We start from the raw sequence: 22,285 nt of genomic DNA on the forward strand, positions 1-22,285 counted from the left end.
CGTGTGCTTCGAGAACCTCAGCACTCGCTCATACCCGCGCGAGCAACTCGATGTGCGCCATGATGAACATCGCATCGGGATGCTCGCCCCACGCTTTCCACGCCGCCGAAATCGCCTCGAGCTCGGCACGATCGGCCAGTCCCCGACCGAGCACCTCCTCGGTGAAGCGCGATTCGAGCGCTCGCACCGACCACGAATCGCCCCACCACTTGGTGAGTTCCGGCGTCGCATACGTCCACGCCGAGGTGGTGATGAGCTGGTCGGTGAGCCCGGCCGCGTTCGCCCAGCCGCGCATCCGCCGCCCCGCATCGGGAAACGCACCGTTCGCACGCGCGATCGCAAGATACAGCTCGCGCCAGCGCTCGAGTTCGGGCACGATCGGACACCAACTCATCTCTTCGTAATCGGCATCGCGCGCAGCAACAATGCCACCGGTCCGAGTCACCCGCGCCATTTCGCGCAGGCCCGCAGGCGGATCGGTGAGGTGCTGGAGCACCTGGTGCGCATGCGTCACATCGAAGGAGTCGTCGGCGTCGGCAAGGTCAAACACATTGCCGAGTTCAAAGCGGGTGCGGGTGTCACCGCGGCGGGCAGCCTCGGCGCGACCGGCGGCAAGCCCAGCCTCGACCGGCTCGATGCCGATGACCTGACCCGTTTCGCCCACGAGCGCGGCGAGGTCAAGCGTGATCGTGCCCGGTCCGCTCCCCACGTCGAGCAACCGCATCCCCGGTTCGAGGTGCGGAATGAGATAGCCGCACGAGTTCGCGGCAGAGCGCGTGGCGTGGGATGCGAGCACTGATTCGGCGTGACCGTGCAGATAGCGAGACATAGCGCAATCTTGCCACCGCGCGGCATCTAAGAGTTCGCACAGCAGAACAGCGCAATACTGATGACTATGACTGAAGGTGGACCCAAGATTCTGGTCGTCGATGACGAACCGAACATCCGTGAACTGCTCTCGACAAGCCTGCGCTTTGCCGGTTTCATGGTGCGTACCGTCGGGAACGGGGCTGGCGCCATTGCCGCAGTGATTGATGAAGAACCCGACCTGATTGTCCTCGACGTCATGCTCCCGGACATGTCGGGCTTCGGTGTCACCAAGCGCCTGCGCGCCTCCGGCTACACCTCCCCCATCCTGTTCCTCACCGCGAAAGATGACACTGAGGACAAGATCGAGGGTCTCAATGCCGGCGGCGACGACTACGTCACCAAGCCCTTCTCGCTTGACGAGATCGTCGCGCGCATCAAGGCTATCCTCCGCCGCACGATGCAGACCGAAGAAGAAGCCGTGATTCGCGTGGGCGACCTCACGATGGACCAGGACACCCACGAGGTGTTCGTTGCCGATGATCCGGTCGACCTCAGCCCGACCGAGTTCAAGCTGCTGCGCTACCTCATGCTCAACCCCAACCGGGTGCTCTCGAAGTCGCAGATTCTCGACCACGTGTGGGAGTACGACTTCAACGGCGATGCGGGCATTGTCGAGTCGTACATTTCGTACCTGCGTCGCAAGCTTGATTCGCACACCGCTGAGCCGCTCATCCAGACCAAGCGCGGTTTCGGTTACATGCTCAAGGTGCCCGGCACCAAGGCATAGCCCGTGGCCAAACGGCTCGCGCGGTGGGACAACCTCTCACTGCGTAATCAGCTCACCCTCGTCAACGTGGCGTTGCTCGCGCTGTCACTGCTCATCGCGGGCATCGGCACGACGCTCTTGCTTCGGCCGACACTGGTCAACCAGCTCGATACGTCGCTCCTCGCGGCGGCGTCGGATCCGACGCTGGTGATCGGTGGCGATCCGGTGACTGGGCAATTCGGCTACGAGAACATTCGTAACGCCCCGCAGCCGTACTACGTCGCCGTGGTGAGCCCCGATGGGCGCCTGCTCGTCGACAATTGGTCAGGCCGCCTGCGCACGCTCGCACCCGAAGTCGGTGAGCTGGTGCGCGAGGCGCGGCCGGGGCTTGCCCCCTCGCATGAAATCACCGAGGTTCGGGATGAACTCGGCTCGCCATGGCGCAGCGTCACGGTCGTTGAAGGCCAGTATCACGCTGACACCGTGCACGGCGTGCTGGTCATGTCGTTGCCGATGTCGACGGTGAACGCGACGATGGCGAGCTTCCTCGCGATCTTCTTTGGCTTCGCGCTTTCGGTGCTCATCTTCGCCGCCGCGCTCACGCGATTGCTCGTCTCAGTGACGTTGCAACCGCTGCGACAGGTGGAGTCGACCGCCATGGCGTTCGCCGCGGGTGACTATGAGCAGCGCCTGCCGGAGTCGACCCCCAACACCGAAGTGGGCCGCCTGTCGCGCTCGCTCAACTCGATGCTGGGGCGCATTGATTCGGCCTTCGACGACCGTGACCGCACGATTCTCCAGATGCGTCGCTTTGTTGGGGATGCGAGCCACGAGCTACGCACTCCCCTCGTCACCGTGCGTGGCTATGCCGAGCTCTACCGCATGGGCGCACTCGACAACGATGACAAGGTGCTCCAGGCGATGGACCGCATCGAGGGCGAGGCGAAGCGCATGGCCGGGCTCGTTGAAGACCTCTTGCAACTTGCCCGTCTCGATGAGTCGCGTGAGATGCCGAAGGACATCATCGATCTCGAGCCCATTGCCGAGGATGCTGCGCTCGACACCACAGCCCAGTCACCAGACCGTCTCGTGCGGGTCTTGCCAACGCGAGTGGTACTGCCCGGCGACACGTCTTACGACCCGAACGAAAGCGCGTTTGGCGAGGGGTTCGTGGATGCAGGCGGGCGCGCGCCGCTCGCCGACGAACCCGCCGCACCCGAGCGCGAACCGGAGGCGAGCGAAGCTGCCACCGGCAATGGTGCGCGACGTCGGCGCGGTACCGGCCGCATCCGCCTCGTGCCGTCACTTGGCCGTCGCCGACGCGCGGCCGACGAAGTGCCGGTGGCCGAGCCGGTTGTCGAGGCGACGCCCGAGGTGGATGAGTGGCTCGATGACGATGAGTCTGATGTGCCCGCCATGATCTATGGCAATAGTGACAAGGTGCGCCAGGGCGTGCAGAACCTCCTCGGCAATGCGCTGCGCTACACCCCCGAGGGCACCCCGCTTGAAGTCGGTGTGGTGGTCGATGTCGAGCGTCGCCGGGCCACGATCGAGATCATTGACCACGGCGATGGCATTCCGCCCGAGATGCGCAAGCAGATCTTCCAGCGATTCTGGCGCGCCGACACCTCGCGCGCCCGTGAGACCGGTGGCACGGGCCTCGGCCTCGCCATCGTGTCGGCGATCATGCAGGCCCACGAGGGCACTGTCGATGTCGTCGGCACTCCGGGCGGCGGCGCCACCTTCCGGCTCTGCTTCCCACTTTTGACCGCACCCCCTGTGGAAACTCAAACATCCACAGGAGGAGCCTCGCTCACCGACGTTGGCTGAGTAGTCGTTCTACATTCCCCTCGTCACCCGCGCCCACCGCGCGCGGGGATGCACGAAAGGAATGAGACATGGCTCAGTACACCGTCGACTCGGATCAGTTGGTTGCCACCGTGGGCACGGCCCAGGGGCAGATTGACGCGGTGCAGAATGCCGCATCCGACCTCACCACCACCCTCGGTGCCCTCGAGGGCAGCTGGACGGGCCAGGCCTCGGTGGCCTTCCAAGACTCGGTGGTCGAGTGGCGCGGGGTGCAATCTGCCGTTGAGACCGCCGCGTTCAACCTCAACCAGGCGCTCAGCATGGCTGCCGACCACTACGGCTCGACCGAGAACGACGTCATCCGCATGTTTTCGTAGCCGCGCGCACAGCAAACGGGCGGTTCCCGCGAGGGGAACCGCCCGTTTGAGTTAGCTACTCAGGCTTAGAAGTCCATGCCTGCGCCCGGGTCCATACCCGGAGCGGCCGGCGGAACCGGCTTGTCAGCGACAACAGCCTCGGTGGTGAGGAAGAGGCCAGCGATCGAAGCTGCGTTCTGCAGCGCCGAGCGGGTCACCTTCACCGGGTCGAGGATGCCAGTGGCAACCATGTCGACGTAGTCGCCGGTCGCGGCGTTGAGGCCGTGGCCGTTGTCGAGGTTACGCACCTTCTCGGCGACAACGCCCGGCTCGAGGCCAGCGTTGATCGCGATCTGCTTGAGCGGCGCGTCGAGCGAGGCCTTGACGATGTTGGCACCGGTGGTCTCGTCACCGTTGAGCTCGAGGGCGTCGATGATTGCACCCGACTGCGCGAGCGCCACGCCACCACCGGCGACGATGCCCTCTTCAACGGCAGCCTTCGCGTTGCGGACAGCGTCCTCAATGCGGTGCTTGCGCTCCTTGAGCTCGACCTCGGTGGCCGCGCCAGCCTTGATGACGGCGACGCCACCGGCGAGCTTGGCGAGGCGCTCCTGGAGCTTCTCGCGGTCGTAGTCCGAATCGGTGTTCGCGATCTCGCCCTTGATCTGGGCAACGCGACCCTCGATGACGTCCTGCTCGCCGGCACCCTGGATGATCGTGGTCTCGTCCTTGGTGATGACCACCTTGCGAGCACGGCCGAGCATGTCGAGGGTCGTGTTCTCGAGCTTGAGGCCGACCTCTTCGGTGATGACCTGGCCGCCGGTGAGGATGGCGATGTCCTGGAGCATGGCCTTGCGGCGGTCGCCGAAGCCGGGAGCCTTGACGGCAGCCGACTTGAAGATGCCGCGGATCTTGTTGAGCACGAGGGTCGCGAGGGCTTCGCCGTCGACGTCCTCAGCGATGATGAGGAGCTGCTTGCCAGCCTGCATCACCTTGTCAACGACCGGGAGGAGGTCCTTGACGTTCGAGATCTTGCTGTTTGCGATGAGGATGTACGGGTCCTCGAACACGACTTCCTGGCGGTCGGCGTCGGTGACGAAGTACTGCGAGAGGTAGCCCTTGTCGAAGCGCATACCCTCGGTGAGTTCGAGCGTGGTGCCGAAGGTGTTCGACTCCTCGACGGTGACGACGCCTTCCTTACCGACCTTGTCGATCGCCTCGGCGATGATCTGGCCGATCTCCGGGTCAGCGGCCGAGATCGACGCGGTCGCGGCGATCTGGTCCTTGGTCTCAACTTCCTTGGCGGTCGAGAGCAGGTGCTCGGTCACCGCAGCCACGGCCTTGTCGATACCGCGCTTGACCGAGATGGGGTCGGCGCCGGCGGCGACGTTGCGCAGGCCTTCCTTGACGAGCGCCTGGGCGAGCACCGTTGCGGTGGTCGTACCGTCACCGGCGACGTCGTCAGTCTTCTTGGCGACCTCCTTGACGAGCTCGGCGCCGATCTTCTCGAACGGGTCCTCGAGCTCGATCTCCTTCGCGATCGACACGCCATCGTTCGTGATGGTGGGGGCGCCCCACTTCTTCTCAAGCACGACGTTGCGGCCGCGCGGGCCAAGCGTCACCTTCACGGTGTCGGCGAGCAGGTTGAGACCACGCTCAAGCCCGCGGCGAGCCTCTTCATCAAAGGCGATCATCTTCGACATAAGTTCTTGCGTCCTTTCCCGGACGGGAGTCTTCGGTCCTAGCTATTGGCACTCCGGGTCTCCGAGTGCCAAAGACCATGTTTGCACTCGCACCCTGAGAGTGCAAGCGAGCCGGACCGGCTCCGCGCTGAGCGAACGTCGAAGTTATGGCCTAGCGCTCGGCACGCACCTGATCTGCCTGCGGACCCTTGTCACCAGCCACGATTTCAAACTCAACTCGCTGACCCTCATCAAGGGTGCGGAAGCCAGGCATATCGATCGAGCGATAGTGCACGAACACATCCTGCGCAGCTTCGCCGTCAACGGTAATGAAGCCGAATCCCTTTTCAGCGTTGAACCACTTCACGGTGCCAGTAGCCATAACCGTTGCCTCTCATTGTTGCCACGCGCATCCTCTGCGCGCGGCGACCCTACTGACGAGAACTGACGCGCATGGGGTCGGACTATGACCGGCTACCGTGCGCGAGGTAAACGCAGATCAAACCAGAAAAGCTACGTTTGTAGAGATAACTCAGCGAAGGCTAGTTGAGCAGGCCAGCCGCATCAGCGCCGAGGATGACGATGAGTTCGCCCGGCGAAGCCTGCGCCGGGTCAACGATCGCCTCACCGAAACCGAGTGCTTCGACGACCGCGAGCGCGGCACCGAGATCGGCTTCGCTGTTGACCGCAACTGTCGTCGACTCGTAGTTGGAATGGTCAGCGTCATCAATGACCTGAACATTCCATCCCTCACCCTCCAAGACGCCGGAACCCGCCGTAGCAAGTCCGCCGAGTCCGGCACCGTTGAGCACCGACACAGCAATCTGAGCATCGAAGGTCGCCACCGGCGCCTCAGGTGTCGGCGTCGGGGTCTCGCTCGATTCTTGCGCTGTCTCAGTGGGTGTGGGGGTCGGGTCGCCCATCGAGCCCGAGAACTGCACCTGACGGTCGATCATCCACATCACGCCAACGCCGATGCCGACAAGCAACACGACCGACGCGAGCGCGATGAGCCAGGATCCGATCTTCGACAGCCGCGTGCGCGGCGCACGGTGGGCACCACGACGGTTGAGTGATGACGGGAAGTCATCAAAACGATCCTTCGGATACTTCACGTTGCCGGGGGTCCTTACTGGGTTGCGCGCGAGCCATCGCCACGGCGACGAAGGCGTCGTTCGTCACGTGTGCGACGAAGCCGCCCGACGAGTAGCGGATGCGCACGAAGCGCCGCCGACGACTCAATCAGGATGCCAAGAGTCTGATAGTAGCGCGCCGGTGACATACCAAACCGGTCGCGCAGTGCATCCGCTTTCGCGAGCGAATGAGCCGGATGCAACTCTTCGAACTCAAGGAGCGCAGCTTCCAGCTCGGTGAGGTCGTCGTGCGCGGCCTTTGCCGATGGTTGCGCCACGTGCATCCCTCCCCCGCTAGTGCTCAGCTCGTGTGTCGTTCGAGTGTCCCCGAGTGTACGACTCGGCCGGGTCGTTATGTGGGCGGCGCGCGTACACTGACCGGCATGAGCTACGAAGTTGAGCGCAGTAACGATGAGTGGCGGGCGGTTCTCAACCCGCAGGAGTTCCACATTTTGCGCCAGGCTGGCACTGAGCCGGCGTTCACCGGTGCGCTGAACGACGAGTGGCGCGCGGGCGAGTACGTCTGTCGTGGTTGCGGCAATGCGCTTTTCCGGGCACAGACGAAGTTTGATGCCGGATGCGGTTGGCCAAGCTTCTGGGAGCCGCTACGCGCCGAGTCGGTCGAGCATCTCGAAGACAATTCGCTCGGGATGCGCCGGGTCGAGGTGCGTTGCGCGCGCTGCGGCGGCCACCTCGGCCACGTTTTCCCGGATGGTTACGGCACCCCGACCGGCAACCGCTACTGCATGAACTCCGCCTCGCTCGAGTTCGTGCCTGACGACGACGAGTAGCGGCAACAGAGCCCGCTACAGGACTCGAACCTGCGACCTGCTGTTTACAAGACAGCTGCTCTACCAACTGAGCTAAGCGGGCAACCCGTACATCGTAACCATTCCGCGGCCGGTACCGTGCATCCAAGTGCGTGCAACTACGATTGATCGCCATGGCTACCGTGACATTCCAAGGCGTGACCCGCCGCTTCCCCGGCGCGACCCGCAATGCTGTCGACAATCTCGACCTCGAGATCAACGACGGTGAGTTTCTCGTGCTCGTCGGGCCATCAGGATGCGGTAAGACCACGACCCTGCGCATGCTCGCCGGCCTCGACCCGATCGACTCGGGCACCGTGCTCATCGGCGATCGCGATGTCACCGATGTCGCCCCGAAAGACCGCGATATCGCCATGGTCTTCCAGAATTACGCGCTCTACCCGCACCTTTCGGTCGAGCAGAACATGGGCTTTGGTCTGCGCACGCGCAAGACCCCGAAGGCCGAGATTCACGAGCGTGTGCTCGAAGCGGCGAAGCTGCTCGACCTCGAACCGCTCTTGCACCGTCACCCGGCTGAACTCTCGGGTGGTCAGCGCCAGCGCGTGGCGATGGGCCGCGCGATTGTGCGCGAGCCACAGGTGTTCCTCATGGATGAGCCGCTGTCAAACCTCGACGCGAAGTTGCGCGTGCAGACCCGCACGCAGATCGCATCCCTGCAGCGACGCCTCGGCACGACCACGGTCTATGTAACGCACGACCAGACCGAGGCGATGACCATGGGCGACCGCATCGCGGTGCTCGATCAGGGTCGCCTGCAGCAGCTTGGCACGCCGCAGGAGCTTTACGATCGCCCGGTCAACGAGTTTGTGGCCCGCTTTATTGGCTCGCCGGCGATGAGCGTGTGGGATGCGCGCATCACTGAGGGTGCGCTTTGTCTGAGCGACGCGGACACGTTCCGACTGCCGGCCGAGCTACTCGCGAGCATTGGTGAGCGTGAGGTGCGCGTTGGCATTCGGGCTGAGGATCTGCGTTTGGCTGGTGAGGGTGAGCCAGGGATCGAGCTCAAGGTTGCGCTCGTTGAAGAGCTCGGCTCGGACGGCTACCTCTACGGGGATGCGCGCCTCGGCGACAAGGATCTGGATTTCGTCGCGCGCGTTGATGGCCGCAACCACCCGGTTCCGGGTGATGTGGTGCGGGTGATTCCCGATCTTGCGCGCCTGCACGTGTTTGATGCCGCAACCGGTGAGCGCATCGACAACCCGCTCACGCCGGAGCGGTAGGGCGCGGCGGCCACCCCTGGTTCATCGAGCGGTGCCCTGAGGCCCTCGAAGGGTAGGCCGCAGGCCACCCCTGGTCCATCGAGCGGTGCCCTGAGGCTCTCGAAGGGTAGGCCGAAGGCCGTATCGAGATGCCGCCGCTACTCCGCAGCCGCCGCTGCCCGCAGGCGCGACACCTCGTAGAGCGTCACCGACGCGGCGATACCGGCGTTGAGCGACTCGGTCGCCGAGTCAATCGGAATCGACACGATCGCGTCGCAGTGCTCAGCGACCAGGCGCGAAAGCCCCTTGCCCTCCGAGCCGACCACGATGAGCAGCGGCTCGGTCGCCAGCTCGAGATTCGGCAGCGACACCTCACCCTCGCCATCGAGCCCGATGACAAACACGCCCGCATCCTTGAATGCCTTGACAGTGTTCGTGAGGTTCGTCGCGAGTGCCACCGGCAGGCGGGCAGCGGCACCCGCCGAAGTCTTCCACGCCGAGGCGGTCATGCCAGCCGCACGGCGCTGCGGCACAATCACGCCCTGGCCACCGAACGCTGCGACCGAGCGCACGATGGCGCCGAGATTACGCGGATCGGTGATGCCATCAAGCGCGACAAACAGCGGCGTCTGCGCCCGCGAAATCGACAGCTCGAGCAGGTCAATCGGATCGGCGTACTCATACGGCGGCACCTTGAGCGCAATGCCCTGGTGCACCGCATCGAACGGCGTCATCCGGTCCATTTCTTGGCGCGTGATCTCGAGCATCGGGATCTCGCGCTTCGCCGCGATTTGGATGATTTCCTTCATCCGGTCATCGAGATCGATATTCGAGGCCACGTACACCGTCGTAGCCGGGATGCCCGCCCGCAGCGCCTCGAGCGCTGAATTACGCCCGGTCACCATCTCGTGTTCGGCGCTTGCCGAACCAGCCGGGCGACGACGCTGCTGCTGTTGCGGACGTCCCGGCGTGCGGCCCGTAGCCTTCGCTTCGGCCGCAGCCTTGCGACGGCGGTCTTTGGCCCAGTGGCGGTCTTCGGCTTTCGGCGTCGGACCCTTACCTTCCAGCGCCTTGCGGCTGTGGCCGCCGGTGCCTTTTAGGGGACCCTTCTTGCCGCCCTTGCGGATCGAACCGGGTCGGTTTCTCGACGGGTTACTCATGCGTTCACGCTCCAATGCGACCCCTGCGGGGTGTCTTCAATAGTGATACCGGCGGTGGCGAGGCCATCGCGGATGCGGTCTGCGGCGGCCCAATCCTTGGCCTCACGGGCTTCGGCGCGCTGCTCGAGGAGCGTGCGCACCAGCGAATCAAGCGCTGCGTGTTCGGCATCCGCCGATGAGCCTGTCTCGGCCCACTCTTCAGCGTGCGGGTCGACGCCGAGGATGCTGAGCATCCCGCGCACGGCGGCCGCTTCATCCCGAGCATTGGCGTCGTCGCCCGACTCGAGCGCCTGATTGCCACGGGTTACCGCTTCGTGGATGGCCGCGACCGCCTGCGGCACCCCAAAGTCATCGAGCATCGCGGTGCGGAAGGCTTCGGGAAGCTCAGCAGCAACCTCGGTCTCGCCAAGCGAACGGGCAGCCCGGTCGAGGAAGCCCTCAATGCGTCCGAATGAGGCTTCGGCCTCGGCATAGGCCTCATCGCTCAGCTCAATCGTCGAGCGATAGTGCGCTGAACCAAGGAGGTAGCGCACGATAATCGGGCGACGATCGCCGAGGAGTTCGGCCGCCGACACGACATTGCCGACCGACTTCGACATCTTCGTGCCGCCGAGCGACACGAGACCGTTGTGCAACCAGTGGCGAGCGAATGCATCCCCAGCAGCGCGCGATTGCGCGAGTTCGTTCTCGTGGTGTGGGAAGCGCAGATCGCGTCCGCCACCGTGAATATCGAACTCGGTGCCGAGGTACTTCGTCGACATCGCCGAGCACTCAATGTGCCAGCCGGGGCGCCCCGCACCCCAGGGCGAAGCCCAGGTCGCCGAATCGGGTTCGCCGGGCTTGCGGCCCTTCCAGAGCGCGAAGTCTTGCGGCGAACGCTTATTGCGCGCCTGCTCCCCCGCCTCCATATCGGCGGGCTTTTGATGCGTGAGCTCGCCATAGTCGGCCCAGCTCGCGGTATCGAACCAGACATCGCCCGAGCCGTCGTCGGCAACGTAGGCGTGTCCCCGGTCGATCAGCCGGGTGATGATCGCCTGCATCTCGGGAATCGAGGCGGTCGCGCGCGGCTCATAGGTTGGGGCGAGGATGCGCAGGGTCGCGTAGGCCGCGTTGAACTCGCGCTCGACGCGGTACGCGAGCGCCCACCACGGTTCTTCTGGCGTGGCGTTTGCGAGCGTCTTGTCTTCGATATCGGTGACGTTGCGCACGAGCGTGACGCGCATCCCCTCGTGGTCAAACCAGCGACGAATCTGGTCGTAGACGAGCGCGGAGCGCAGGTGGCCAACGTGGGGCGCCGATTGCACGGTCGGGCCACAGACATACATCGACACTTCGCCCGGCTGAAGCGGGGTGAAGTCGACGAGGGTCTGCTGGCGAGAGTCGTAGAGGCGCTGAGTCACCGCTCCAGTCTAGGCGGGCGGGCGTTGCGCGATGGGCGGATTTCGCGGCGATGTTGTCGCAGGCGACCTCATCCAGCTCGAATCCGCCCTTCCGTTGACGCGCTTGCTCAATGAGCGCCGTTGCGCGATCTGCGTTTTGCGGGCGGTTAACCCTTCTGAAGGTAATAACGGCGCGAAAATCGCAGATCGCGTTACGGTGCCCGCTCGACAAGCGCCGTGGCGACCGCGAAAACGCCCTCTTCCCGACCGGTGAAACCCAGCCGGTCACTCGTCGTCGCTGACACCGACACCGGAGCACCGATTGCGGCGCTGAGCACCTCACCCGCCTCGAGGCGACGGTCGCCGAAGCGGGGGCGCTGGCAGATCACCTGCACTGACGCATTGCGGATGCGGAAGCCCGCGTCAGCGAGCATGTCTCGGGTGGCTATAAGGAAGGTCTCGCCGCTCGCATTTGCGTAGCGCGGGTCGTCGACACCGAAGCGCGAGCCGATGTCGCCGAGCCCGGCGGCGCCGAGCAGGGCGTCGACGAGGGCGTGGGCGGCAGCGTCGCCATCGGAGTGGCCGGACAGTCCGCGCTCACCTGGGAAGTGGAGTCCCGCAAGCCAGCACGGCGAGGTGTCGTCGAAGGCGTGCACATCAGTGCCGATGCCGACGCGGAGCTCGACCTCGTATGCTGACGCTCCCCCGTGTGCTGAGGTTCCCCCGTGTGCTGAGGCTCTCGAAGCACCCCCGCCCTTCGAGAGCTGCACGGCTCGCTCTGCTCGGGCAAGGTCAGCGGGTGTCGTCACTTTGAAGGCACGGTCATCGCCCGCGATGACCTCGACGATGCCGCCTGCCGCCGCAAAGGTGCCGGCATCATCGGTCGCTTCGGCGCCCGCCGCGGCGTAGGCAGTCCGCAGCTGCGCTGCCGGGAAGCCCTGCGGGGTTTGCACCGCACGCAGCACCTCGCGGTCGGCGGTGTCGAGCACGCGACCGGATGCATCCACTTGCTTGAGCGTGTCGACGACCGGCAGCGCCGGCACGATGCCATGGCCGGTCGCGCGCACGGCACCGGCCACCGCAGCCACGAGCGTTGCGGGGGTAAGTGCGCGGGCAGCGTCGTGGACGAGCACCACATCACAGTGGTCGGGCAATGTAGTCAGCGCGGCGGCAACCGATTCGCTGCGGGTTTTGCCGCCGTCGACACAGCTCGCGTGGACCAGACGCTCGCCGAGCATCGCGAGTTCGGTGGTGATGAGTGACTCAGCGAGCTGTCGGCGAGGTGCATCCGCGGCGGGCACGGCAATTGCCACGGCGACCTCACCTGGTAGCCCGGTCAGGCCGCGCAGTGCGTGGGCGAGCAACGTCTCGCCGCCGAGTTCCACGAACGCTTTCGGGACACCGGCACCCAATCTCGTGCCGCTGCCCGCGGCAACAATGACGACTCCGGTGCAGGGCTTCGAGGATGCAGGCATGCAGTCAGTTTGTCAGAGGGACGTGGCGGTGGTTTCGGTACGCGCTTCGCGCTACTCAACCAGCCAAGGTTGGCAGAAACGCAAATGGCCGCCCTCGGGCGGCCATTTGCGTGTTGCACATTGCAGTGCAGGCGAACTACGACGCGAGCACCTCGTCAAGGTGCAGGTTTGCCGCATCCTCGTCAGTCTCTTGCGCGAGCGCGAGCTCCGACACGAGCACCTGACGTGCCTTCGAGAGCATGCGCTTCTCGCCAGCCGACAGGCCCTTGTCCTGGTCGCGACGCCAGAGGTCGCGAACGACCTCAGACACCTTGATGACGTCGCCCGACGCGAGCTTCTCCATATTGGACTTGTAGCGGCGCGACCAGTTGGTCGGCTCTTCAGTGATCGGCGCGCGCAACACGTCGAACACCTTGTTGAGTCCCTGCTCATTAATCACATCGCGAACACCGACGAGCTCGACATTTTCTGCCGGCACCTCGATGGTGAGATCACCCTGCGCGACGTTGAGCTTGAGATACGTCTTTTCTTCGCCCCGGATGACCCGGACCTTGACCTCTTCGATGGTCGCCGCACCATGGTGCGGGTAAACGACGGTCTCGCCAACCTCGAGCTTCATAGACAATTTCCCCTTTCGCGGATTGTTCAATTCTACCACGTACTAGTGCTACGATTCCGCGCCTCACCCTCCCGGGGTGCATCCACGCCCCAGACTTCCGCTAGGCTGATTTGAGCCATGCTTCGCGGGTAGCACGACTTGTGCGCCCGCTCGTTCACGGGAGGCAACTGCAGTGAAGATCCGCGCCGTAGCCGCAGCCGCGCTCGCCCTCGCCCTTGGCGCCGGGCTCACCGGCTGCAACATGATCAGCCCGCAGCGCACGACGATGGAGTACGCAGCGAGCGACGGAGTCAACGTCGACCTCGGCAGCATCGCCGTCCGCAACGCGCTGCTCATCGTTGACACCGACACCGAAGAAGCCACGCAGGCAAACCTCGTGCTCGCGGCCGTCAACACCACCTCGTCGAATGCACAGCTCACCGTCACCGTTGACGGCGGCGCTCCGACCCAGATCGTGCTTCCGAGCAGCGGCCAGTCGAACCTCGTGCAGGTCGGCTTCGGCGACGCTCCGCAGCAGGTTGTCACCGGTCAGTTCGTCTCGGGCACCACGGTTGAGGTCACCTTCAAGGCCACCTACACCGACGCCGAGGGTAACTCGCAGACGCAGGAGACCACGCACCTCGTGCCGATCCTCGGTGCCAGCGACCCGACCAATGTGCTCGTCGAATACTCGACGCTCGCCCCAGCCGCTCCGGCCGCTCCGGCCGTGACCCCGGCCGAGACGCCGGCTGGCGAAGAGCCGGTGGAGACCCCGGCAGGCTAATAGCTCGCAACACGCAAGTGGCCCCATCCAATCGGATGGGGCCACCTGCGTTTGGGCGTGGGGGCTCTAGCCCTCGAAGCGGTAGCCGAGGCCGCGCACGGTGACGAGCAGCTTCGGTGCCGAGGGGGTCTCTTCGATCCGCGAGCGGATGCGCTTGATGTGCACGTCGAGCGTCTTCGTGTCGCCGTAGTAGTCGGGACCCCACACGCGGTCGATGAGCTGACCGCGGGTGAGCACGCGGCCGGCGTTCCGCAGCAGGTACTCGAGCAGCTCGAACTCCTTGAGCGGCATCTGCTTGAGCGCGCCGCGCACGGTGACGGTGTGGCGGTCGACATCCATGCGAATGTCGTTGACCTCGACGATGCCGTCTTCCTCATCTTCTTCGGCCTGTTCGCTGCGGCGCAGTACGGCGCGGATGCGGGCAAGCAGTTCCCGGGTCGAGTACGGCTTGGTCACGTAGTCGTCAGCGCCAAGCTCAAGACCGACAATGATGTCGACCTCGGAGTCCTTCGCGGTGAGCATGATGATCGGCACATTCGAGGTCATGCGGATCTGCTTGCACACCTCAGTGCCCGGAATTCCGGGAAGCATGAGGTCGAGCAGCACGAGGTCGGCACCATCGCGATCGAACACTTCAATGGCTTCAAGCCCGGTTTCAACCACGGCAATGTCGTAGCCCTCCCGCTTGAGCAAGAAGGACAACGGTTCGTGGAGCGAGGCTTCGTCTTCAACAATGAGAATTCGAGTCACCTGCCCATTGTGCATACGATCGGGAAACTCCCGGTGAATGCGGAAAGCGACTGCAGCGGCAGACGGTCCTGCCTAGAGGAAGCGGCGTTTGCCCGCATCCCCGATCGGCGGCAAGGGAATCGCTTGTGTGGTCGGGGCCTCGGTGAGTTCATCCTCGGGAGCCCGGCTTTCGGCGGCAGGAAGCCGCACGGTAAAGGTCGAGCCGCGACCCGGCTTCGACCACACCCGAATATCGCCGCCATGGTTTTCGACGATGTGGCGCACGATGCTGAGCCCGAGTCCCGTGCCGCCGGTGTTGCGCGAGCGGGCCATATCGACGCGGTAGAAGCGCTCGAAAATACGCTTCTGATCAGCCTCGGCGATGCCAATGCCGCGGTCGGTGACCGAGATTTCGATCACGTCATCAGCCCGGCGCGCACCGACACCCACATACGCACCCGCCGATGAATACGAGATTGCATTGGTGATGAGGTTCTGCAGGCACATGACGAGCAGGTCGACATCGCCCCAGACCTCAAGCCCCTCGGGTGCGCGCACGCCGATCTCGATATCGCGAGCTTCGGCCGGGATGCGGGTTTGGTCGACCGCCTGCGCAATCACATCCGAGATTTCAACGACCGCGGCGGATTCGAGCGTGTCCATCGACTGCAACCGGCTCAGGTCAATGATCTCGCGCGTGAGGCGCGCGAGCCGGTCGCCTTCGACGAGCAAGCGCTTGGAGAAGTAGCGCACCTGCTCTTCATCATCGGCGGCTTCCCCGATGGCTTCGGCGAGCAGGGTGACCGCACCGATCGGCGTTTTGAGTTCGTGCGAGACATTCGCTACGAAGTCACGACGCACATCCTCCACGCGAATCGCTTCGGTGAGGTCTTCGGCGAGGATGAGCACGAAGCGCGGCTGCAAACGCATTGCCCGCATCCGATATCGAACCCCTGCCTGACCAAACGGCCCGCGCGGAATGGTCACCTCAGTTTCAACCGGCAAGCCGGTCTCCCACGCCCCACTCGCGAGCGGTTGCAACACCTGAATCAATCGGCCATTGCGGCTGATAATGCCGCTCGACGTCGCCCCCTCGGTCGCGCGCAAGACATTGTGCGAGGGGTCGACGACCACCGCGATCTGCGGGAGCGCGGCAAGCACCTCCTCAACACCTTCGGGGATGCGCGGCTCCATGAGTGCGACCGCGCGGCGACGCTGCCGGTCGGCGAAAACCACGAGCGCGAAGATGCCAGCTCCAATCACCATTCCGATCGCGAGCATGATGATCGAGGCGAGCGGTGACTGCATACCTTCCAGGATAGGGCGGGTGGTGCATCCGAAAATGAACTCATGTGCTTACATGCTTCGAAAACGTGAGCCGTACACCACCCGGACACCTTCACCCAATAGATTGCCGTCCCGACCCCCGCAATGCACCGGTACACCTGTGCCGCCTGCGAAAAACGATCCAGCAAAGGACGAACATGCGCGAAGTTTTCCAGCAAGAGCTTGCCGACGTACAGAACGGGCTCGTCGAGGTCTCGCGAGGCGTCCTCGAAGCAATTCGCAACGCCACTCAGGCTTTTCAGACTTCCGATGTCTCGCTCGCCGACAAGGTGATCGGTAACGACATCAACATTGACGAGCAGACCGCTCGCATTGACGACCTCACCGTAGAGATTCTGCTCCTGCAGGCCCCCGTCGCCCGCGACCTGCGCTTCGTCGTCACCACCATGCGTATCGGCTCGTCGCTTGAGCGCATGGGTGACCTTGCCGCCCACATCGCGCAGCTCGCTCGCCTGCGCTTCCCCGAGTTCGTCGGCCCCGAGGGTCTGCGGGAGAAGTTCGTGCGCGCCGGTGAGCTCGCCTGCGCCCAGGCCGAGAAGATCGCGGCCCTCCTCGACACCGAAGAGGAAGCCCTCATCGACGACATCATCTCGAGCGATGACGCCATCGACGACCTCCACAAAGAGGTGCTCGACTACCTCACCGCGCACACCGACGACCTCAGCGGCCAGACCGCGCAGATCGTTGACGCGACTCTCGCGAACCGCTACTTCGAGCGTTTCTCGGACCACGCCGTCTCGATCGCTCGTCGCATGCGCTACCTGCAGGACGGCGCGCCCACGGCCGAGTAGTTCCCCGCATCCGCGTCGATATCAGCGCGACGATGCAAGTGGGGCCCGGTGCGAATCGCACCGGGCCCCACTTCTTGGTTAGAGGAGTCTTACTTCTGTGCGCCCTGGTTTGCCACAGCGGCAGCGCCAGCGGCGGCCGCCTCGGGGTCGAGGTAGCGGGCCGGCTCGACCGGCTTCAGCGTCTCGGGGTCGAGCTGGAAGACGAGCGGAATACCGGTCGGGATGTTGAGGCTCGCGATCTCGTCGTCAGAAATGCCGTCGAGGTGCTTCACGAGCGCACGCAACGAGTTGCCGTGCGCGGCAACCATGACCGTCTTCCCAGCCTTGAGGTCCTGCGAGATGTCCGACTCCCAGTACGGCAGGAGACGCTCGAGCACATCCTTGAGGCATTCGGTGCGCGGCAGGTCGTCACCGAGGTCGGCATAGCGCGGATCGCCGAACTGCGACCACTGGTCGTCATCGGCGAGCGGCGGCGGCGGCGTGTCGTACGAACGACGCCAGGTCATGAACTGGTCTTCGCCGAACTCGTCGCGAATCTGCGTCTTGTCCTTGCCCTGCAGGGCGCCGTAGTGACGCTCGTTGAGGCGCCAATTGCGCTTCACATCAATCCAGCCGAAGCCCGCGGCCTTGAGTGCGATGTTCGCGGTGTCAATCGCGCGGGTCTGGCGCGAGGTGTAGAGGATGTCGGGTGAGATACCCGATTCCTTGATGAGCTCGCCGGCGCGCTTGGCCTCGCCGCGGCCCTTGTCGGTGAGTTCAACATCGACCCAACCGGTGAACAGATTCTTTTCGTTCCATTCGCTCTGGCCGTGGCGAACCAGGATGAGCGTCAGCGGTGCGTTCATACCTGCCAGCCTAGCGAGCCGATTGAACGAATCGCTGATGAATCAGGGCGCTCGTCTCGTGCGGCAAACTGGATGCATGGCCACCGGACATCTCACCCGCGGCACGACGAACACGAATCGTCTCCGCCGCGTCGATCGCTGGCTGGCCGAGCAGGCAGTGTTGCGCGGTGCGAGTTCACCGCTCGTCGTCGATCTCGGCTTTGGCGCCTCTGGCACGACCACCTTTGAGTTGCGCGATCGGCTCGCCCGACGCATCCCGAACGTGCGCGTCCACGGCATTGAAATCGACCCGGAGCGGGTTGCGACGGCCACAAAGCAACTTGAGCTGAAGGATGCGGCGACCCGAGCATCCGTGTCATTTGGCCGCGGCGGGTTTGAGACGCCGACGCCGGGCGACGAGCGCCCACTGGTGATTCGCGCGTTCAATGTGCTGCGGCAATACGACGAGGCTGAGGTTGCTGCGGCCTGGGAACTCATGCTCGATCGGCTGGCACCGGGCGGGATGCTCGTCGAGGGCACCTGCAATGAGGTGGGCCGGGTGGCGAGCTGGGTGTCGCTGCGTGCCGCCGGGACCGGGGCCGATCGCGGTCCTGAGACATTCACGGTGTCGTTGCACCTGCCCTCGCTTGAGTCGCCGGCGATCACTGCGGAGCGGCTCCCGAAGGCGCTGATTCACCGCAATGTTCCGGGTGAGCGGGTGCATGACTTCTTGCGGGCACTCGAGGATGCGTGGGTGCGATCGGCGCCGCTGCAAACGTTTGGGGCGCGGCAACGCTTTGAAGTCAGCTGCCGGGCACTCGTGGATGCGGGCTGGCCGCTCCTTGATGGTCCGCGTCGCTGGCGACTCGGTGAACTCACCCTGCCGTGGTCGGCCGTGGCGCCGGCGTAGCGCGCCCCATCTGGTTGGTCGAGTAGTGAAGCGTATCGAGACCCCGCCGCCCACCTACTCGACCAACCAAGAGTTCTGGCTGGTCGAGTAGCGAAGCGTATCGAGACCCCGCCGCCCGCCTACAGCCACCCATTCGCCGCGGCAATATGTGCCGCCTCAGTCCGGTTCGCCGCACCGGTCTTCCCGATCGCGGCCGAAAGGTGGTTGCGCACGGTGCCCTCCGACAGATGCAGTGCCTTCGAAATCGCGCGCACGCTCGCCCCATCCTCAGCGGCGCAAAGCACTTCACGCTCGCGATCGGTGAGTGGCGACTCCCCTACCGAAAGCGACTCCGCCGCAAGCTGCGGATCAATCACTCGTCCACCCGCATGCACGCGGCGCACCGCTTCAGCAAGCTGTTCGGCCGGGGTGTCCTTCACGACAAAGCCGCACGCTCCCGCATCCATGGCTCGACGAAGATACCCGGGCCGCCCGAACGTGGTGACGATGAGCACCCGCACGTGCGGCAACGCATCCCGAAGTGCCGCCGCCGCCTCAATGCCGGTGGCGCCCGGCATCTCAATATCGAGGAGCGCGACATCGACCGCCTCGGCCTCCGCGAGCGCGACCACAGTGTCACCGCGACCGGTTTCGGCGACGACCTCGAGATCGGGTTCGAGCGAAAGGAGCGCCGCGAGCGCACCCCGCACGAGGTCTTGGTCGTCGGCAAGCAGCAGGCGAATCACGGCATCACCATTTCAAGTCGGGTGCCGGTTTGGGCACGATGCGGATACGCCGGCGCCACGAGCAGCTCGCCACCAGCCTCTTCGATGCGGCGGCGTAGCCCCGTGAGTCCGTGCCCTTCGTCGGCAGCGAAACCACGGCCGTTGTCGACCACGCTCACCGATTGCACCGTGAACGTCACCGTGCATTCGCTGGCGTGAGCGTGGCGAATGATGTTCGTCGAGGCCTCGCGGATCAGCCAAGCCGCGAGCGCCCGCTGCTCGGGCGAGAGCGCATCCGGTTTGCCGCGCACCACGAACGCGACGCCGGCGTCTTCGAGTGCCGTGCGCGCGGTGTCGAGCTGGGCGGCGAGATCGGGGGTGCGCAGACGACCGACGGTCGAACGCACATCGTCGAGGGCGGTCTGGGTGAGCGCAAGCATCGCGTCGAGCTCGGCTTCGGCCCGCTCGGGGTCGGTGCGCAGGGTGCGCCGGGCAAGCTGTGTCTTCAACGCGATCACCGTGAGCGAGTGACCGAGGATATCGTGCACATCGCGCGAAATCGCCTCGCGTTCGTGCACAGCCGCGAGCTCTTGTCGCACGCGCTGTTCCCGCATCGACTGGTCATCGACCAGGCGCACCACGATGAGCACGACCGCGGCGATACCGGGGCCGATGAACGCGGCACTGAACAATTGGTTCGAGCTGAGGAGCGACCAGATCGTCATGATTGCGAGGAACGCCGCAGTCCAGGGAATGCCCCAGCGCAGTGGTAGGGCAAATAGCCCGATTGCCACGAAATACGGTGTCAGCGACAGGATGCCGATATCGAGAGCGGGGTAGGCGAAGGCGGCAATGACCGCGAGTCGCAGCGAGACCAGCAGCGCCCAGCGCAATATGCGCGCTGGCGGCACCGAGCCCGGATTCGGATGCTGTGCCGCAGTCGTCGTGACTGACCGAATGAACTCGGCCCCGAAGACCACGACGGCAACAACGCCAAGCGCGCGCAGCCAGGGTCCGACGGTGATGAGCGGAGAGAGCAGCACCGCGATCGGGAAGAGCAGGAAGACCGCCCAAAGGGCGGTGAACCAGAATTGGGAGCCGGTCACCCGATTACGGATGACGGCTCCCGATTCCGACTTCGTCATGGGTTCCAGCTTAGGCGCGGCCGGTGTGGCGACGGGCGCCCCAGAGCGCGAGGGCGCCGAAGATGGCCGACCAGACGACGACATTGAGGATGGGTTGCCAGAGCTGATACTGCACCTGGGCGTTGTCGGCGGTGAATGAGACGCCATCCGTGAGCGGCCACATCGCAAGCTGCATGACACCCCACACCGGTGTGAACGGCGCCATATCGAAGAGGAAGCCCGACAGCGGCGTGAACGCGTTCCCCGCGAACATCAGGATGACGACGAGGCCGGCCGCGGCACCCACCGCCGACTCACTGCGGAACAGCAGGCCAAACATGAGGCCGTAGAGCCCGAAGACCACAGCGCCGATGAGGCTGGTCAGTCCAAGTACCGGCCAGAGCCACGCTTCGCTCACCCGGGCGGCGGTCACCGCACCCGTGATGAACACCGCAACGATCGGCAGCACGGCAATTGAGATCGCCACAAGCAGCTTCGTGAGCACGTAACCGGCCTGGGTGAAGGGGGTGAGACCGATCTGCCGACCCCATCCCTGCTGCAACTCAACGGCCGCGGCCCCCGAGAGTGACACGGTCGCGGTGATGGCGCCGTAGGTCGCCATCGACACCATGAGCTGTGCCGAGATATTGCCGCGGCCGCTCAATAGGTCGTAGTCGGCATAGGGCGTCATCGCACCGAAAATGAGGTAGAGCGCGAGCGGGAGCACGATGGCGAAGAAAATATTCGTGAACATGCGCAGATTGCGGCGCAGGTCATAACCGAAGTAGCCGGCGTTGAAGACGCGCTTGGCGTTGTGGCTGGGAGCGACAGTGGTCGACATGATGATCTTCCTCGTTTCTGCTCGCGCTAGTTCGTGGCCCGCGCGGAAGCTTCTTTGGCCTTTTCGGTGAGTGCGGTAAACGCCGCGTCGAGGCCGGCGCTGCGAATCTCGAGGTCGGTGGCGGGGGTTTCAGTCAGCAGGATGCGGGCCGCGGCGTCGGCATCTCCCGTCTTGAACTCGGCGCGGTCGTCGGTGATCACGACGTCACTCACACCGGGCAGTCGCTCGAGATCAGCTTCGGTCACGTTCGGCCAGCGCACGCTCACGGTCTTAGCGCCGGTGAGCTCGCGGATCTCCGCAGTGGGTCCGTCGGCAATGAGCTGCCCTGCGGCAATCATGACGATGCGTTCGGCGAACTCGTCGGCCTCTTGCAGATAGTGCGTCGCAAAGATGATCGTGCGGCCGCCGCGCGCTTCCTGCCGCATGGTCTTCCAAAACTCCTGGCGGGCGTTGACGTCCATCCCGGCGGTCGGTTCGTCAAGGATGAGGAGGTCGGGTTCGGGCAGAAGCGCGAGGGCAAAGCGCAGGCGCTGCTGTTCACCACCCGAGCACTTCGACACGCGGCGCTTCTCGAGCTTGGTGATGCCAGCACGCGACATGGCTTCTTCGGGCGCGAGCGGGTTGGCGTAAAGGCTCGCGATCATGCGCACCGTTTCGCCGACGGTGAGGTCGGCAAGCAGGCCCCCCGATTGCAGCACGGCGGAGATGCGGCCAGCGGCGATGGCCTTTGCTGGGGTGCCGCCGAACACCTCGATGGTGCCGTTCGTGGGTTCGGTGAGTCCGAGCACCATATCGAGGGAGGTGGTCTTCCCAGCGCCGTTCGGCCCAAGGAAGGCGACGATTTCGCCGCGGTTGATAGTGAGGCTCAGGTCACGGACGGCGCGAACGGGTTCGGCCGAGTGAACGTTGAACGTCTTGTTGACGTTGGTGAGTCGGAGCGCGATGTCGTTCATGACTCCAGCCTCGCCGCTCGGTCACGTAATTGGATGCGGCAAGCGTCACGATTTCGACGTGACATTCGTCACGTTTCGACG

The 22,285-nt window shown here is 64.7% G+C and carries 24 protein-coding genes and 1 tRNA gene; 8 read left to right on the plus strand and 17 right to left on the minus strand.

Going from position 1 to position 22,285, the window contains the following annotated elements:
• Window positions 1-28: 28 nt before the first annotated feature.
• Entirely contained in the window at window positions 29-829 is an 801-nt protein-coding gene (locus EG850_RS04060) for a methyltransferase domain-containing protein (RefSeq protein ID WP_124970351.1), read from the minus strand.
• Window positions 830-895: 66 nt separating this feature from the next.
• On the opposite strand from EG850_RS04060, the gene EG850_RS04065 reads away from it, so the two are divergent.
• The 3 genes from EG850_RS04065 to EG850_RS04075 all read left to right on the plus strand — a co-directional run bounded on the left by EG850_RS04065 (window position 896) and on the right by EG850_RS04075 (window position 3,762).
• Entirely contained in the window at window positions 896-1,597 is a 702-nt protein-coding gene (locus tag EG850_RS04065; protein WP_124970354.1) for a response regulator transcription factor, read from the plus strand.
• A gap of 3 nt (window positions 1,598-1,600) precedes the next feature.
• Window positions 1,601-3,406 carry a sensor histidine kinase gene (locus EG850_RS04070; protein ID WP_124970357.1) on the plus strand — a complete coding sequence of 602 codons (1,806 nt, stop codon included), beginning with the start codon at window positions 1,601-1,603 and terminating at the stop codon, window positions 3,404-3,406.
• Window positions 3,407-3,474: 68 nt separating this feature from the next.
• Complete coding sequence (locus tag EG850_RS04075; protein WP_124970360.1) at window positions 3,475-3,762, plus strand: WXG100 family type VII secretion target; 288 nt, start codon at window positions 3,475-3,477, stop codon at window positions 3,760-3,762.
• A 65-nt stretch (window positions 3,763-3,827) separates the two neighbouring features.
• Here EG850_RS04075 and groL read toward each other — a convergent pair whose 3' ends face one another.
• The 4 genes from groL to EG850_RS04095 all read right to left on the minus strand — a co-directional run bounded on the left by groL (window position 3,828) and on the right by EG850_RS04095 (window position 6,834).
• Window positions 3,828-5,444, minus strand: a complete 1,617-nt coding sequence (gene groL / locus EG850_RS04080; protein ID WP_124970363.1) for a chaperonin GroEL — start codon at window positions 5,442-5,444, stop codon at window positions 3,828-3,830.
• A 151-nt stretch (window positions 5,445-5,595) separates the two neighbouring features.
• Window positions 5,596-5,805 (minus strand): cold-shock protein, encoded by a 210-nt coding sequence (locus EG850_RS04085; RefSeq protein ID WP_124970366.1) that lies wholly within the window; start codon window positions 5,803-5,805, stop codon window positions 5,596-5,598.
• Window positions 5,806-5,965: 160 nt separating this feature from the next.
• Window positions 5,966-6,538, minus strand: a complete 573-nt coding sequence (locus EG850_RS04090; RefSeq protein WP_124970369.1) for a LytR C-terminal domain-containing protein — start codon at window positions 6,536-6,538, stop codon at window positions 5,966-5,968.
• Window positions 6,539-6,552: 14 nt separating this feature from the next.
• Complete coding sequence (locus EG850_RS04095; protein ID WP_235829203.1) at window positions 6,553-6,834, minus strand: DUF3263 domain-containing protein; 282 nt, start codon at window positions 6,832-6,834, stop codon at window positions 6,553-6,555.
• Window positions 6,835-6,939: 105 nt separating this feature from the next.
• Here EG850_RS04095 and msrB point away from each other — a divergent pair, with 105 nt between their 5' ends.
• Window positions 6,940-7,347 (plus strand): peptide-methionine (R)-S-oxide reductase MsrB, encoded by a 408-nt coding sequence (gene msrB, locus EG850_RS04100; RefSeq protein WP_124970375.1) that lies wholly within the window; start codon window positions 6,940-6,942, stop codon window positions 7,345-7,347.
• Window positions 7,348-7,356: 9 nt separating this feature from the next.
• Here msrB and EG850_RS04105 read toward each other — a convergent pair.
• A tRNA-Thr gene (locus EG850_RS04105) sits at window positions 7,357-7,429 on the minus strand.
• 70 nt (window positions 7,430-7,499) lie between these two features.
• Between EG850_RS04105 and EG850_RS04110 the strand changes: the two genes are divergently transcribed.
• The gene (locus EG850_RS04110; protein WP_124970378.1) at window positions 7,500-8,606 is read left to right on the plus strand and encodes an ABC transporter ATP-binding protein; all 1,107 of its coding nucleotides are present in this window, start codon (window positions 7,500-7,502) and stop codon (window positions 8,604-8,606) included.
• A gap of 137 nt (window positions 8,607-8,743) precedes the next feature.
• Here EG850_RS04110 and rlmB read toward each other — a convergent pair whose 3' ends face one another.
• The 4 genes from rlmB to EG850_RS04130 all read right to left on the minus strand — a co-directional run bounded on the left by rlmB (window position 8,744) and on the right by EG850_RS04130 (window position 13,218).
• The gene (rlmB, locus tag EG850_RS04115; protein WP_124970381.1) at window positions 8,744-9,745 is read right to left on the minus strand and encodes a 23S rRNA (guanosine(2251)-2'-O)-methyltransferase RlmB; all 1,002 of its coding nucleotides are present in this window, start codon (window positions 9,743-9,745) and stop codon (window positions 8,744-8,746) included.
• A complete protein-coding gene (gene cysS / locus EG850_RS04120) occupies window positions 9,742-11,145 on the minus strand; it encodes a cysteine--tRNA ligase (protein ID WP_124970384.1) in 1,404 nt (467 codons plus the stop codon). The genes rlmB and cysS overlap by 4 nt, the downstream gene beginning before the upstream one ends.
• 191 nt (window positions 11,146-11,336) lie before the next feature.
• Window positions 11,337-12,599, minus strand: coding sequence for a 2-C-methyl-D-erythritol 4-phosphate cytidylyltransferase (gene ispD / locus EG850_RS04125; protein ID WP_124970387.1), 1,263 nt, complete (start codon window positions 12,597-12,599; stop codon window positions 11,337-11,339).
• Between the two features lie 136 nt (window positions 12,600-12,735).
• Window positions 12,736-13,218: a CarD family transcriptional regulator gene (locus EG850_RS04130; RefSeq protein ID WP_124970390.1), complete on the minus strand. Its 483-nt coding sequence runs from the start codon at window positions 13,216-13,218 to the stop codon at window positions 12,736-12,738.
• Between the two features lie 172 nt (window positions 13,219-13,390).
• Here EG850_RS04130 and EG850_RS04135 point away from each other — a divergent pair, with 172 nt between their 5' ends.
• On the plus strand, window positions 13,391-13,981 hold the full coding sequence (locus EG850_RS04135; protein WP_124970393.1) for a DNA modification methylase: 591 nt from the start codon (window positions 13,391-13,393) through the stop codon (window positions 13,979-13,981).
• Window positions 13,982-14,047: 66 nt separating this feature from the next.
• Here EG850_RS04135 and EG850_RS04140 read toward each other — a convergent pair whose 3' ends face one another.
• Window positions 14,048-14,731, minus strand: coding sequence for a response regulator transcription factor (locus EG850_RS04140; protein WP_124970395.1), 684 nt, complete (start codon window positions 14,729-14,731; stop codon window positions 14,048-14,050).
• Window positions 14,732-14,803: 72 nt separating this feature from the next.
• Complete coding sequence (locus EG850_RS04145; protein WP_124970398.1) at window positions 14,804-16,018, minus strand: sensor histidine kinase; 1,215 nt, start codon at window positions 16,016-16,018, stop codon at window positions 14,804-14,806.
• A gap of 176 nt (window positions 16,019-16,194) precedes the next feature.
• Between EG850_RS04145 and phoU the strand changes: the two genes are divergently transcribed.
• Entirely contained in the window at window positions 16,195-16,848 is a 654-nt protein-coding gene (gene phoU, locus EG850_RS04150) for a phosphate signaling complex protein PhoU (RefSeq protein WP_124970401.1), read from the plus strand.
• Between the two features lie 89 nt (window positions 16,849-16,937).
• On the opposite strand, the gene EG850_RS04155 is transcribed toward phoU, so the two are convergent.
• The gene (locus tag EG850_RS04155; RefSeq protein ID WP_124970404.1) at window positions 16,938-17,693 is read right to left on the minus strand and encodes a phosphoglyceromutase; all 756 of its coding nucleotides are present in this window, start codon (window positions 17,691-17,693) and stop codon (window positions 16,938-16,940) included.
• A gap of 76 nt (window positions 17,694-17,769) precedes the next feature.
• Between EG850_RS04155 and EG850_RS04160 the strand changes: the two genes are divergently transcribed.
• Window positions 17,770-18,582 (plus strand): class I SAM-dependent methyltransferase, encoded by an 813-nt coding sequence (locus EG850_RS04160; protein ID WP_124970407.1) that lies wholly within the window; start codon window positions 17,770-17,772, stop codon window positions 18,580-18,582.
• Between the two features lie 119 nt (window positions 18,583-18,701).
• On the opposite strand, the gene EG850_RS04165 is transcribed toward EG850_RS04160, so the two are convergent.
• The 4 genes from EG850_RS04165 to EG850_RS04180 are packed head-to-tail and all read right to left on the minus strand — an operon-like array spanning window position 18,702 to window position 22,204.
• Window positions 18,702-19,307: a response regulator transcription factor gene (locus EG850_RS04165; protein WP_124970410.1), complete on the minus strand. Its 606-nt coding sequence runs from the start codon at window positions 19,305-19,307 to the stop codon at window positions 18,702-18,704.
• Window positions 19,304-20,431: a sensor histidine kinase gene (locus tag EG850_RS04170; protein ID WP_185714937.1), complete on the minus strand. Its 1,128-nt coding sequence runs from the start codon at window positions 20,429-20,431 to the stop codon at window positions 19,304-19,306. The genes EG850_RS04165 and EG850_RS04170 overlap by 4 nt, the downstream gene beginning before the upstream one ends.
• Window positions 20,432-20,441: 10 nt before the next feature.
• Entirely contained in the window at window positions 20,442-21,251 is an 810-nt protein-coding gene (locus tag EG850_RS04175) for an ABC transporter permease (protein ID WP_235829204.1), read from the minus strand.
• Window positions 21,252-21,277: 26 nt separating this feature from the next.
• Window positions 21,278-22,204: an ABC transporter ATP-binding protein gene (locus tag EG850_RS04180; protein WP_124970416.1), complete on the minus strand. Its 927-nt coding sequence runs from the start codon at window positions 22,202-22,204 to the stop codon at window positions 21,278-21,280.
• Between the last annotated feature and the right edge of the window lie 81 nt (window positions 22,205-22,285).

This window comes from Gulosibacter macacae, from assembly GCF_003865375.1.
Taxonomy (GTDB): Bacteria; Actinomycetota; Actinomycetes; order Actinomycetales; family Microbacteriaceae; genus Gulosibacter; species Gulosibacter macacae.